The sequence below is a fragment of the Paenibacillus thalictri genome, from assembly GCF_004307995.1.
GTDB lineage: Bacteria > Bacillota > Bacilli > Paenibacillales > NBRC-103111 > Paenibacillus_AF > Paenibacillus_AF thalictri.
The window spans coordinates 194,139-207,209 of record NZ_SIRE01000005.1 but is presented as its reverse complement, the minus strand read 5'-3'; the positions used below and the strand labels follow the sequence as shown (position 1 = coordinate 207,209).

Sequence of the window (13,071 nt, the reverse complement as noted above, 5' to 3'; positions counted from 1 at the left end):
GGTTACAACCCCATTTTAAACGTATATTCCGTTTGTACTACTTTAAATATATCACCTTCCCGCAAAGAATACACCTTAAAAGGAATCATCTGCTGACCATTAAGCACAGTCCCGTTTTTGGAGCCTAAATCTTTGACGGTATATTCCCCGTCACTTTTTCCGATTTCCACATGCTGCCGCGATACGCCGGCCACTTCTTGCGTATGCTGCACTCCCGCCTCCGTCCCCCCTCTTCCAATGACAAAAGGCTCTGCCGAAACGGCAATCCGTTTCGTTGCACCGGACTTGTCCTGTTCCAGCAAATACGCCCCCGAGCGGCCCTGCGGATGGCCGCCATCCAGCAGCACGGTGGCATCTGCGGGCGCAGCGAGCAGCGTTGTATACTGCTCTGCGTTCCTGGCGGACGCACCCGGACCGATGTCAGCCATATCTGCCGGAAACCCGGGCCAGACGCCTGACGAAGCATTGTTCCTCGGGGATGCCGACGACGGCCTTACATTCGCTGGTCCAATCCCGGCGGCACTGAAGGGATTTGCCGATTGGGTCAATCGGGCCGGCGGAAACGCTGAGGCAGGATCTGTTGTATTCAAACTAAGCCCGCCAGAAAAAGCATCATGCTGAGGCTGGTTGTTTTTTCCCCTGGAACGCCGTTTTTTAAAAAATAACAACAGTCCTATGACAGCGGCAGTGATCACCGCTGTAGCGCCTGCCGCAACATATAGCGCGTTCCCCTGCGGACGATCCATGTACCATTTCCAGACGATGGCGGAACCTAAGCCGCCCGAAACAAGTATCGGGATTCGCAGATTCAGCGGACTGCCGGCGGCAGCGACTGGAGCTTCTGCCGCAAGCTGTTTTGCCGAGTGAACGTCCGGTGGCTGCGGCGGTGGAATAAATGGCGGCGAGATATCCGATTTTGACGCTGCTACCTTTGGCAGATTCGCAAATATGTCGGACGATACGGACGGCGCGGCAGCGCTTATTGCGCTTAATCCTGAAAACGAAGGTTCGCGCCCACCCGCGAACTCTTGTGAAGAGAATTGCGCGACGGGCGGTTTTTCCGGCCGTTCCTCCAGCACCTGCTCAAGCAGCATTTTTTTGAAACCGGGGGCTTGAAAATGATCTTCCAGCAAATAAGAAGTCAATTTGTGGGCATGAATCCCGTCCAGCCTGTCCGTTTTTCGCAGCAATGTGGCGGCCAACTGCTGCAGCTCGGTTTCTACCGGCTTTTTATCCTTCAACGCGACAACGGGGATATACACGACGTACAAATCGCTAAGATCGCCCGACTCTCCGACAAAAATGTAATCCGCGTTAAGCACATATTGGCGTTCGAATAACATGTAGGTTTTGCTTTCGTCCAGCATGTTTAAGATATGCAGCATGATCTGTACATACCGGGAAAAACGGAGATTCGATTGCCGCATCACCTGGGACAACGGCTTTTTTCCCGAAACCGGATAATAGAGCGTAATCTGTCCATTCAGCTCCTCTATTGTTACGGGCAGCAGGCCGGGAATATCATTGGACCTCAGCATATGCAGCGGAATGGCCGACATATCCGCTTCCGTCAATGCAGGCTCGCCGGAAAGCACCAGAAAATGCCCGTGACGGTTTACATAATCGACCTTTAATCCATGCAGAGCCGTATTCACGATAGTTACCTCCTAAACATTTTTTCGTGTAGCCAAAAAAAAGTATCGCGGGCATTCGCTTTAAGCTTTCCGCAGTTTTGAATTTTCCGCAGGAAAGCGAACTTCGTAATCCATAACATAAGGTTTGCTTGGAATTGTGCCGGTGTTACCCAAATCCTGCTCACGGTATCCAGAAAAACGCCGCAGTCAGCGCTCCCGGTGCGACGGCGATCATAAACGGAAAGCGGATGCGGTTATCGGATGCGGCATATTCCTCCCATGCTTTGCCGATGCGTTCCGTCCGTATATTAAAGAGCAGCAGCAAACTTTCCCTCCATGTTTCGATGATTTGTCTGCGCCACATAAAAAGCAGCAAACCTGAAACGCCCGCATAAAGGATCGAGTACACTAAGCAGCTGAGCACAAACTCCGTCCCGGCAATCGCTCCGATTGCCGCAAACAACTTGACGTCCCCCGCTCCAAGCGCTTTAAGCATATACAACACAAGCAAACACCCAAATCCCGCGGCCAGCCCGCATGCGGCATATACCAAACCTTCCCAGCCGTGCAGCAGTAAATGAAGCGACAGTCCCGCAGCAGCCCCGGACATAGTAAGCCAATTTGGAATCACGTTTCGTCTTAAATCCGTGAAGCACGCCCCTGTCAAAAATGCAAACAAAACCGTATAAACCACCGCCCTTCTCCTTTCCGGATGGGTTAAGCTGCGCCGACCCAAGCCCGTTCATACGCCTTTTTGCGGATATGAACCGTTTTGTGGTAAAAAGGAATCAGCAAATTCAGCTCATACTCCGCTTCGATGCTGATTACCGCCTCATCTTTTGACTCCAAATTCGGCAGCGTCACCTCAACAACCCGCAAGCGCGCCGGGTCGAGAACCGTCTTATTGACGCTTGCCGATACAACAGCCGTAAACGCCTGGTTGAGGAGCGGTTTATATATGCTGGTTACATATTCTTCGGCCTTGTCTTGAGCCATCGTTTCCACATGCTCGCGTTTCTCCTTTTCCCATTCCACGATGCTCACCACGGGATCGGGTATAAATGCCGCATAATCATCCACAAAAGTTTCCGCTGTTTCCACCTTGGAACGAAAACCCGTGATTTTATCAAGCACGCTGCTGTAAGCGGCATACGGCTTGCTTTGCGTCCATTGCGTTTTTGCTTCCCGGTACAGCAGATCGACCGGGTACATACCCGTAGCAATGAGCTTGGTCGTTTCGGACACTGCCGATTGCACGGCCATTTCCGTGACGGCAATTTGAATAAACGCAATGATGGCGATGACAAAAGAAACAAATAACGGTAAAACAAGCGCCGCCTCCAGCACAATGCTGCCATCTTGGCGCTTCAGCAATCTCGTACTGCGCCTAGTACGGCATAGCCTCTTTGCGTGTCTCATCAGACGCCCCCTGAAATTAATAAGCCATATAAGCCGTCTTCGTTATTTCACAACGGTTTCCCGCCGGAGTGCAGTCATGGACGCCAATGGATTTGACCATCTGCATCAAACCCGGAATAAACCAAAGCCTTACGGTCGTTGTTGCCGAACCCTGCACATAGGTCGTTTTTTTCTTTAAATCATCCCCTGTATTTTGCTGGATTAGAGCTTGCATACGCGCCATCTTCTCTTGCTCCGAACCGTGAAGCAGTAAAAATAAGCGCAAGTAATCTTTATAGGTCAGCGTTATATTTTTGGTGAATTTATTCGACAAAGGAACCGTTTCGCCATCCAGCAGCTTCACCATATCCAGGGCCGCTTTTACTGCGCCTTCGGCTAGCGCCGCCAACAGTACCAGCACAGGCGATCCCAAGTTAAGCGCTTCGATCGCAGGATCGGTTAATGCTTCCATCGTGCCAATCGCAAGACGGATTGCAAAAAGCTCCGCGTACGCCCTGCCGTAATTGCCCGCACACGAACTTGAGCCATATATCACATATTCCGCCTCCTGGCTTGGCAGCGCATGTGATGACGGATCGGATAAGCTGCGGCTTGGCTTGATATTGCCGGCTTGGTCTTTCTCGATACCAAACGTGCGATAATTGAATTTATCGAGAGCATATTCGTTGATAAACATATAATCCCGGGCGGATACCAGCAGTTCTCCCAGTTTATCAATCAGCGCCAAAGCTCCGGTCCCGGCATTGTCCAGTTTGTCGAATTTCATGCCCCCCACCGCGTCAACGCCGGGCATCGCTTTATTGGTGTCCATATAAGCGCCGTAATTGCGCTGCAATTCGTTATAGACCGTACCCAGAGCATCCGGGGCCAGCACGCTGCAGCCGCCCATCGCTTTGACCGCTTGATCCAGCGCCGGATGCGCTTTATTGCGCTGCTCTTTTTTCCCGCTGGAGACGGCACCTTTATTCCGGTTGCGGGCGGTTTCTTTCCCATTTTGCTGCCCATAAAGCGCATTGGCGGATGTGTAATATTGGCTGTTCGCACCTGATGTGCTTGTATAGTTCTCAGCCGTAAAAAATACAACCGCCTGCAGTTGACTTTTAAGCCCGCCAAATAACGCGGCAACGGCTGCCGTCTGACTGGCGTAATCGTCCAAATCTTGCGGCGAAATGGTGTAAATGCTCTTAAACACTTCATTGGAAGCCATCGAGCCGCCCGACTGCTCGGAAGCGACCAGCTTCAGTTCGGCATTCAGCGCTTCATTGGCGCGTTTGGCCTTGTTTAACGCTGTGTTATAATCCTCCAAATATCCCGCCAATACCGTATAATCGCTTGCCGATTTCAGTTTTAAAGCCGCCAGCAGCTTCACATATTCCAGCACATCCTTTAAAAGCTGCTCCCATTCGGTGATTTTGGCCGACAGCTCGCTCACTTGCGCAGATAACTTGCCGCGCGTTTCCAGCAATGACTGGAATGCCTCATAAGCTGCACCGGCGCGAGCCAAGGAATTAATCGAATCGTCGATGCCTTCGATTTGATCCTTGAGCCGTTCCAACTGCTGCTTGCCGTCGGCAATCGTTTTCCTGACCTCATCCGCCGTATGAATGCCGACTTTGCCGCTCAGCTCATGAAGAGCATTCAGATTGGTTTCATAGAAAGGATAGTCCGTCCCGGCTTTCAGATGCATTTTTTCAAAATAACTCCACGCTTCGTCCAGAGCCTCGTCGCGTTCATCAAGCAGTTGCTCGACTTTTTGGGCATGATCCGCGAATTGTACCGTGCTCTGAAGCTTGGAGGAGATGCCGGACGACATGAACTTATCCTTGAGCTCCAAACCAAATATGATCGGCGCGCGGTACTTCATTTCTTCGAGAATTTGCTGCCTGAGCACTTGATGATTGGCCAGCGAATACATCGGAAGCAGCCGATCGCTGCCGTCGGCAAGCCTTGTATCGATATACCGAAAAGAGCTTGTTTCGAGTTGACCGGATAAATTGTTTTCCAGCGTCTTCCTGTAAATTTCCGAGCTATCTGCAAGCGATGGATCCAGCGCGTACAGCCCATAATCATGGAGCGGCACGCTAAAAGCCGATAAAGTGGACCGCAGCGCCGTTTTCACTGCCTGTTCGGATTCCTTCTCCGCCGCTTTGACGCGGGCATAATCGATGAACACCGTACAAAATAAAAAGATCGGTACAATGATCAAAATGAGATAAAGCGAAACAGTTCCCTTTTCGTCAAACACAAGCCGCAGCAGCAGGTGCCTCCGCCTCCTTCCTTTTTGCCAAAAATGCAAAGTGCCGCATTCAGCCTCACTCATGAATGACCACGCTGATCCCTTTCTTGAGCAGCTCGCTGCGCAGCGAGTCTGAAATTAAGACCTTATCTTTACTTTTTTGTTTAAAAAAATGCCACACCACACCTTGCACTTTGCCTTGTTTCAACATGTCCACATCTTTGACCAACTGCTCCTCCAGCAGCTGTTTTTCCGTAAATGAATAATAGGCTTGATGGGCGATTCCATTCGCATCCAATGCGTCTACCAAACGAACCCGTTCCGGTGCGGCGGCAATAATGATTTTTTGCTCCGTGCCGGTGACGAGCTTGCGCAAATAGGCCGCAGCTTGCTCATGGCTGCTGAAAACAGGAGCTTGCTGTTCCAGTTTCCCAGGCTCCTGCAGCAGCTCCGCCGCCGCTTTCGGGCTAATCAGCCCTTTGACTTCTTGTATAAAGGTGCGGATTAAATCAACCGTGCGAATCAGTTCGACCGGTTCGACGACATAAGCAGCTTCTTCCGCCGTCACGCGGTGAAGATGCAGCCAGCCCTGCACTTGCGCGGGGGCGCGAAAGGGCTGGCTTAGATGCGCTTCCACCGTCCGCAGCAGCAGCCGGTTCGTGTAGATCAGCTGCCCGGTCACCGAAGGGGCCATGCCGCCGGATACCGTCAGCAGTTTTTTAGCAGCCACTCCGGTTGAACCAGCGTTTGATGAAGCCGGCAAAGTAACCTCCGCTTTTTTGACCCCAAACATCAGCTTGAATATATCCAATGCGTCGTCTTGAAATAACCGCCAATACAAGCCGTCGTTATGCTGAACGTCAAACTGCCCGGTGACCGGGTCTTTGGCGCTGTTATCCCAAACAAATGCGGCGCGCTGTACGGCGACGGAAGCCGTGTGGTAAACCGTCACCTTTTGATAAAAAAACAGGCAGGCAAATACGACGGAAAACGTAAGCAGCACAATCAGCGGAAACGTTAAAGTAGCTTCGATACTGAAGGTGCCGGTTTCTTTCCTGAACAAGTTTTTCATTGTTCGTTTTATGGCGAAGCCGTACCGCAAGAAGCCGGATTTGTTCTGCAAGCTTCGCTGGCCTTCCCTGCATCCTTTAACTCGTTGTTGGATTGGCCGAACAATTCCTCGATATAATGAATAATCCATTTGCGGAACATGATCGCGATAATGACAAGCACGGCGACAATGAGCAAAATTTCCAAAGTGCCCAGACCATCCTCGTCTTTCCAAAGTTTTCTGCCGAATTGAACTAACATCTTCATCTTGTTATCCCCTTCCGTTTCCTCATATTAAGGGCTGCCCATCATAAATAAAGCCGGGGCGCCTACAACAACCATCACTACAAAAAAAATCAGCACCATCGGAAATACCATCTTCGAAGCCGCTTCTTCCCCCAGCGTACGGGCTACCGATTTTCGTTTATCCCATAATGCCGCGGACAGCTCCTTTAAAGCCAGCATCAAATCGTCGCCGCCCCGTTTATAATGCAGCAGCACCGTCGTTGTAAATACCGATATTTCCTGCAAACCGCACCTTTTGCTGAAATCTTCAAGCGACTTGCCGAAGGAGGCATTCATTTGCAGTTCGCGCGACATAAGGGCAAGCTCCTGCATCAGCGGGCTGTCCAGCGAATCCCTTCTTGCTTCGACACAACGTATGATCGCGCGCTGCAGCGTTTCTCCGGCGCCAAGCAGCAATGTGATGCGGTTCAAAATCTCAGGCAGCTCGATCAGCATGTCGCGTTTTTTTCGCGCCAGTTTATTTTGCAGTTCCTTATACTGAAGCGGCGGCAGCATGATGGCGATCGCCACCCCGTACAAAATAAAATAAGGGTCGTCGCCTGCCGCATACCCGGCTAAAGTAGCCAATACAACGACAAGCAGGCATAAACTCATCAAATCGGTTAAAAACAGCTTGGTGCGAAACATCGCCTGCTTCCGGCCGTACAGCCCGGCTAACGTAAACTGCACTTTGGCAATCAGCTCCGGCATTCGCTCGGCCAACCTCAACGTTTCGATGATATACATGGAAATCGGCCCGAGCGCACTTAACTTCATTTCCTTTTTGCTATCTGCGGCAATCGGCGTGTACCTCCTCCTTCCCAGCGCATATAAGACGGCCAATACGGCTACTTCGAACAAAAACACATACACCGTCACCATAGCGTCACACCTTAATGTCCATAATCCGTTTGGTGATGAAAAAACAAGCGATCAGCACAAGCAAACATCCGGACATAATCACAATCCCAAAGCCGTGATACAGCGGCTCCATATAGTCCGGCGAAGAAAATGCGAGCAAGCCGATCACGGCAAGCGGAGCAAAGGTCAGCATACGCGATTCGAATCTTTTCTGGGATATCATGACGCCAATTTCCTGCTGAATTTCCAGCTTTTCTTGAATAATCGTAGCCGTACGGCGGATAACCTGTACCAGATTGCCTCCCGTCCGTTTGCATGTGACAAACACATCGACGAAATTGCCGATATCGTCGGTTCCCGCACGCAGACTGAAATCGCTTAACGCCGCCTCAATCGTCACGCCGCTCTCAAGCTTATGCTGAATCCATTCCAGTTCGCGGATAATATGTGTGTTCGGATCGGGATACAGCAGCTTCAAATCGTCTACCGCTTCGCGGAACGACATTTCCACCGATTTCCCGGCGCCAAGCGAAGAGGAGATGGAAGACAACGCCTGCTTGAATTGGATGTTTAAATGCTGCTTGCGCCTAACCGCCAATTCCTTGGCCCGCAGTTTGGGATACGCCAGACTGATGGCAGCGATGAGCAGCGAGGCCCAAATGCTTTTATAAAACACCACCCCGATACAAGCGAGCATCGCTGCCGTAACCGCGATCGTCCACACCTTTTCCTTAACAGACATCACATACACTGAATAATCAAGCGGATGCCGGCTTTTCTCTTGTATGGTAAACACTCCTTTCCAAATGCGTTACTGCGTCGCCTAGTACATGTCTCGGCTTTCAGATATCGGGCGAGAGCCCGGCCAACTGCAGCTTAAATGTCCGCTGCAGCCGATTGCCCGTAGGCATCAGCTTTCCGGACACCCTGCCTCCGCTTGAATCCGCGGTTTCCATGAAACGAAACAGCGGATTAAGCACCATCTCTCCATCCGCCACACCGGCGATTTCGCTGATTTCCATCACTTTGCGCGACTTGTCCCGCAGCCTGCTTAAATGAACCAATATGTCAATGGCAGAGAAAATTTGCTTCCGGATGACCCCGACATCAAGCCCAATACCGCTCAGCACCATCGTCTCCAGCCGGCTCATCATATCTGCCGCGGAATTGGCATGCCCCGTGGATAAAGAACCGTCATGCCCCGTATTCATCGCCTGCAGCATGTCAAGCGCCTCGGCGCCGCGCACCTCGCCAACGATAATCCGATTCGGCCGCATCCGCAGCGACGACTTGATCAGCTCCCGCATCGGCATCTCGCCCCGGCCTTCCGTGTTGGCATTTCTTGTTTCCAGACTGATCAGATTGGGCACCGTCTTTAGCTGCAGCTCGGCGGAATCTTCGATTGTAATGACCCGCTCATCGGGTGGAATGCACTGGGAAAGCGCGTTTAAAAACGTCGTTTTCCCCGATCCCGTCCCGCCGCTGATGAAAATGTTGTATTTCGCCCGTACCAGCGTCTCCAGAAAGCGGACCGCTTCTTCGCTAATCGCCCCTCTTCGGACAAGCCCTTCCATCGTTAAGGGCTGCTCGGGAAATTTACGAATCGTCATCGCCGGTCCTTTCAAGGCGATTGGCGGCAGCACAACATTAACGCGCGAGCCGTCCTTCAGTCTGGCATCTACGATCGGACTTGCTTCATTGACGACACGGTTTACTTTTGCCACAATCGCTTGAATGACGTCCTCCAGCTTTTCCTTGCTTTCAAAACGGACGGGACATAAACTTACTTGCCCTTCCCGCTCGATAAAAATTTCTTCATGGCTGTTCACCATAATCTCCGTGATCGTTGGATCGTCGATCAGCGGCTGCAGCACATCATAACCGCGAAAAGAGTGATAGACCCGCTGAATAAGCCGGCGTTTTTGCGTCGCGGTTAAAACAGCTTTGTCCGCACGCGCGAAAACCGCGTCTTCAATCAACACAAGCAAATCGTCGTCGGAAATCGATTGGGAAAAATCGATCCGCTCGGCAATGTCCGCCTTTAATCCGGCTGCGGCCGACTCCAGCTCAAACACCGTGTTTTACCGCGGAGCCGCTGTCCTCTTCTTTCAGCAGTTTCATCACCTGATCTTGAAAATCGGAAGCGTGCAGCAGCTGATCCGCTTTATGAAGCGATTTCCACTGGGGAATGTACGGCAGCGGTTCGGCCAAGTGCAGTCCCAGCGCATCCATCGCATGCACTGTTGTCCCGGTATGTTTGTTCACGATCAGCCGGGCCTTCGACAATACATCCGGACGCAGCAGCGAATGTTTCTGGCGCAAGCGGTTCAGCAGCATTTCCGCTTTGGATACATGCTGCGGATCGTCTACGATAAGCCAATACAACGTATGGCAGCGTTCCAACGCCGAGACCATACGCGGATGGAGATTCGAATCCAAGTCGATGACAATCCGTTTAAAACTGCCCAGCGACAATACCGCATCAAGAATGGCGGAAACGTCATCTTTGGTCATCTCATCCGCTTCGTCAATACACGCAAGCGGTTCGAAATAACTGAACTTATATGTCGGATGGTAATGAATGAGCTGTCCGATTTTGGCCGGGAGCTGCTTGGGATTGGATTTGGCATAATATATCACCCGGGCAAACGTATCGTTTCCCGTTTGCGGCAGCACACACGAAGCCGAGTTCAGCCACTCCAGATTCAAATAAAACGCGTCTTGGCCAAGAAAAGCCGACTGCTTGGCCAGATTCAGCGAAAAAACGGTTTTCCCCGTGCCGCCCGACGCTGAGTATACGGCAATTACCTCTGCTTCATGCCGCCCCCGCAGCAGCGAACCGGCGCAATAAGCGTTGTAGTGTGCGATGATTTGCGCAAACAATGCATGTAACGGCTGATATTTAAATAAAATCGGAAATTCCAGCACTTCGGAGACAGCCGGTGAATCGCTGAGCAGCAGCAGATAACCTCGTGAATGTTGAAACGCCCATTCCGGCAGCGGAAAAAATGCATTAGTTACCAGCAGCAAATACGGCTCCCGCACCTGCTGCAAAAACGCAAAACCTTGCTCACGGCTCGTGTACGACTTCATCTCGAAGCGTTCAATATGCTCCGTGGTGCGGACATATGCGGAAACCATGCCAATGTACTCCGGGTCCTCATCCATTAAAACGAGCAGCAAGATGTTCCCTCCTTTATTAAAAAATTACCGGACAAAACAAAAAGCACCGCTGACGATCAAACTCATTCGTCAGCGGTGCTTCCGCTTGTCCGGTCAATATAAAATTATTACCCATATTATACCATGACTCGTTATGAAATCAACTGTATTTTACATCGATTTGTCCATTGTGTAAGCTTCGAAAGTGAACCGGTTAAGCAAACGTGTCGGCAAACGCCTTTTTGTTGCGTTCAATTTGCGCAATATGCCGGTCCACATGACCGACAAACATTTTGACAATATCGTGAAGCGTCTGTTTGCCGGTTACATTATGAACCCCGGTCCGTTCCCAGTCCTCCGGCTTTAAAGCCGACAATACCGGCACCATCGAAGCTCTCAAGGAGCGAAACAGCTGCAAGTAAGCCTCGTGATCCAGCGACACGTAATCCTGCCTGGATGCCCAGGCATCGGGATCGAATTTGAAAAGCAGCGGATTTTCTTCGGAGATCACTTTTTTCATCCGGTAAATCGCTACCATCTCGGCATCGCAGACGTGTACGATCACTTCCTTAATGCTCCATTTCTCCGGACCGGGCTTGAAGTTCATCAGCTCGGCAGATGCGCCTTCCAGCGCCGCCGTCAGCAGTTCGTAACCTTTGGCGTAACTTTCAACGATTTGCTGCATAACTGCTCCTCCTCGTTTTTTTATAGTTTGCGGAATACCGCCTCCCACAGCAGTTTCTTTTTGCCGTATCGGTGCATTTCCGCCTCTTGCATATACTCAATATCCCATTGTTGAAACAATAATTCCAGACTTTCCTTAGTAAAAAATCGTTTATTTCCCGCTTCCGTCTCGTAATAGTCAGGTTCGATCATCTTGCCTTGACCGGCCCCGAACAGCACGTCGCCGACCGAGTTAACCCGGCACAACAGCACGCCGCCAGGCTGCAGCACCCTGCCGATTTCACTCACAATCCGCTGCGTGTCCGCCCAGCTAAAATAGTGGAGGCTCAAATCGGCGACGATCACCATCGCGCTGCCATCCGCAAAAGGAAGTGATTCGCGCAAATCCAGCTGCAGCGTTGCCGCTTCCGGGATATAATCGGCTATTTTTTTGAGCGCTTCTTGGGAAAAATCGCAGGCGATCACCCGGTAGCCTCGTTCAACCAAATACAGCGTATCGCAGCCGTAACCGCAGCCAAGATCGATAACCGGAAGATCCGCCGACAGACGCAGCAAACTTTGGTGTTTTTCCAGCCAGTCGTCGTATACAGGAATCCCAATCGAAAGCCCGGCGTATATTTGCTCCCATCTCGTCTTCGGGTCCATACGTTCCACACCAGTCCCTTTCTACAGCTTTATGAAAAACATCGTCAGCTCCTCACGGTTGTGAAACAGCTGTTTCGCCTGCTGCAGCTGCAATTCCGGTGACAGTGCCTCCACGATGTCGCGCATCGTTTGGAAAGCTTTCTTATGCATCAGCTTGATCGTGATAATCGCCGTGCCGCCGGATTTCAAAGCATATAACAGCTGCTTTACCAGTTGCGCCATTTGCCGCGGACTCCAGCTCATATCACACACAAGCAGCTCGAAAGCATCCTGTTTAAACGTAACGTCTCCGGCATTTTTCGCCAGGTACGTCAGCTTCGGGTGCTTTAGCAGTTGTGCGTCAAGGCGAGCCGGGTCCACGGCCGTTACGCTGCAGCCTCGTTCGAGCAGCAGCGAGGTCCAGCCGCCCGGTGCGGCTCCAATGTCCAAAGCCGTGCGATACCGGCTGTAATCAAGGCCGAAGCGGCGCTCCGCTTCAAGCAGCTTGAACTTGGCCCGCGATATTTGGCCTTCTTCTTTTTGAAAACGAATGGCGCCGCCCGCCCAATCGGACAAGTTATCCTCCGGCGCCGAAACTCCGACGTAAGCTGCCCGGTCCGTTAAAAAAACCGAAACAATAAAGTCCGGGTCCTTTACGACAGGCTCGGACTTGCACTCGCGGACAATCACTTCGTCGATGGCTTCTTTGCAGTTAAACGGCGTGTACGCCAAGGAGGCCCCGTCCAGCTTGCGCGCCTGAACGGCTATTTTGAAGCCCTGCGGGATATGCAGCTGCGAACGTACCGTTTCCTGCAGCTTGGACAAGTCCGCTGCCGTGCCGTCAAGCTCGAACTGCGCATCCACCGGCTGTATATGTCTGACAAAAACCGGCTCGTTTAGCTTTATATGATCCGTAACGGTCTTCTTGCTCTCCGGCACGGTGAACATATAAATTTCGGTCGGCACAATCGTCGTAAACGCTGCTTTAGGGAACAATCGGCGCAGTTCTTCCTGCGCTTGCGTGCCAAAGCCGTGATTCGACGTGCCGATAAATGTGGTGCCTTGATCCGGCTCCGTATGTTTCAAACTATCCATGATTTCTCCTTCAATTCAGCC

Annotated in this window: 13 protein-coding genes; all 13 read right to left on the bottom strand. The window is 51.5% G+C overall.

From position 1 onward, the window contains the following. Nucleotides 1-2: 2 nt before the first annotated feature. Complete coding sequence (locus tag EYB31_RS07480; protein ID WP_131012664.1) at nt 3-1,655, bottom strand: DUF6382 domain-containing protein; 1,653 nt, start codon at nt 1,653-1,655, stop codon at nt 3-5. A 160-nt stretch (nt 1,656-1,815) separates the two neighbouring features. Beyond that, on the bottom strand, nt 1,816-2,328 hold the full coding sequence (locus EYB31_RS07475; RefSeq protein ID WP_165452286.1) for an A24 family peptidase: 513 nt from the start codon (nt 2,326-2,328) through the stop codon (nt 1,816-1,818). A 23-nt stretch (nt 2,329-2,351) separates the two neighbouring features. Next, entirely contained in the window at nt 2,352-3,053 is a 702-nt protein-coding gene (locus tag EYB31_RS07470) for a TadE/TadG family type IV pilus assembly protein (RefSeq protein WP_131012662.1), read from the bottom strand. A gap of 16 nt (nt 3,054-3,069) precedes the next feature. Then, nucleotides 3,070-5,298, bottom strand: a complete 2,229-nt coding sequence (locus EYB31_RS07465) for a hypothetical protein (RefSeq protein WP_165452285.1) — start codon at nt 5,296-5,298, stop codon at nt 3,070-3,072. Nucleotides 5,299-5,365: 67 nt separating this feature from the next. Beyond that, nucleotides 5,366-6,361 carry a TadE/TadG family type IV pilus assembly protein gene (locus EYB31_RS07460; protein WP_165452284.1) on the bottom strand — a complete coding sequence of 332 codons (996 nt, stop codon included), beginning with the start codon at nt 6,359-6,361 and terminating at the stop codon, nt 5,366-5,368. Between the two features lie 8 nt (nt 6,362-6,369). Then, nucleotides 6,370-6,606 (bottom strand): Flp1 family type IVb pilin, encoded by a 237-nt coding sequence (locus EYB31_RS07455; RefSeq protein ID WP_131012659.1) that lies wholly within the window; start codon nt 6,604-6,606, stop codon nt 6,370-6,372. 27 nt (nt 6,607-6,633) lie between these two features. Beyond that, on the bottom strand, nt 6,634-7,506 hold the full coding sequence (locus EYB31_RS07450; protein WP_131012658.1) for a type II secretion system F family protein: 873 nt from the start codon (nt 7,504-7,506) through the stop codon (nt 6,634-6,636). A gap of 4 nt (nt 7,507-7,510) precedes the next feature. Next, a complete protein-coding gene (locus EYB31_RS07445; protein ID WP_165452283.1) occupies nt 7,511-8,227 on the bottom strand; it encodes a type II secretion system F family protein in 717 nt (238 codons plus the stop codon). A 100-nt stretch (nt 8,228-8,327) separates the two neighbouring features. Continuing rightward, nucleotides 8,328-9,560, bottom strand: coding sequence for a TadA family conjugal transfer-associated ATPase (locus EYB31_RS07440; protein WP_131012656.1), 1,233 nt, complete (start codon nt 9,558-9,560; stop codon nt 8,328-8,330). Continuing rightward, complete coding sequence (locus EYB31_RS07435) at nt 9,553-10,668, bottom strand: P-loop NTPase family protein (protein ID WP_131012655.1); 1,116 nt, start codon at nt 10,666-10,668, stop codon at nt 9,553-9,555. The genes EYB31_RS07440 and EYB31_RS07435 overlap by 8 nt, the downstream gene beginning before the upstream one ends. 193 nt (nt 10,669-10,861) lie before the next feature. Next, the gene (locus tag EYB31_RS07430; RefSeq protein ID WP_131012654.1) at nt 10,862-11,332 is read right to left on the bottom strand and encodes a DinB family protein; all 471 of its coding nucleotides are present in this window, start codon (nt 11,330-11,332) and stop codon (nt 10,862-10,864) included. 20 nt (nt 11,333-11,352) lie between these two features. Beyond that, entirely contained in the window at nt 11,353-11,976 is a 624-nt protein-coding gene (locus EYB31_RS07425) for a class I SAM-dependent methyltransferase (RefSeq protein ID WP_131012903.1), read from the bottom strand. Between the two features lie 21 nt (nt 11,977-11,997). Beyond that, nucleotides 11,998-13,050 (bottom strand): SAM-dependent methyltransferase, encoded by a 1,053-nt coding sequence (locus EYB31_RS07420; protein WP_131012653.1) that lies wholly within the window; start codon nt 13,048-13,050, stop codon nt 11,998-12,000. Nucleotides 13,051-13,071: the final 21 nt, after the last annotated feature.